This window comes from Streptomyces jumonjinensis, assembly GCF_009600885.1.
Taxonomy (GTDB): domain Bacteria; phylum Actinomycetota; class Actinomycetes; order Streptomycetales; family Streptomycetaceae; genus Streptomyces; species Streptomyces jumonjinensis.
Genome location: NZ_VCLA01000160.1, coordinates 36,967 through 37,431, shown reverse-complemented (window position 1 = coordinate 37,431; position 465 = coordinate 36,967). Strand labels below are relative to the sequence as shown.

1 protein-coding gene is annotated in these 465 nt (G+C 74.4%); it reads right to left on the bottom strand.

Annotation, left to right across the window (positions count from 1 at the left end):
• Positions 1-158: 158 nt before the first annotated feature.
• A partial coding sequence (locus tag FF041_RS22855) for a hypothetical protein (protein ID WP_228388535.1) occupies positions 159-465 on the bottom strand: 307 nt, incomplete at its 5' end.

Sequence of the window (465 nt, the reverse complement as noted above, 5' to 3'; positions counted from 1 at the left end):
CTCGCCGTGCCGCTCCAGGTGACAGCGGACGATGAACAGTTCCCCCGGGTGCCCGGGGAGCGGGTCCGGCGAGGTCCGGCTCATGAGCTGGGCCAGGGAGCGGGGCACGATGGAGCCCGCGCCGCACATCGTCCGGACGGGTTCGGTGGTGAACGGGCTCACCGGGAACGCCCTGCGCGGATGAGGGGCGCGGCGGGCAGGGGGCTCGCCGGGCGTACGGGCACGGGCCAGACGATGAGCGTGTACCGGCCGGTGTGGTCCCCGAAGGTGGAGATGACCGGCTGTCCGTCGCGTAGCCGACGGTAGGCGGCCTGGCGGATCGCGTCGTCGCCGGCCCAGTTCCGCAGCGCGGTGGGTGCGTCGCCGTGCTCGGCGTTGATCGCGGGCGGCACCGGGCACAGGGCCTGCCGCCATGGAACATCGGGTGCGGGGTCGAGCCGATCGGCGATGCGCACGGCCTGCGTG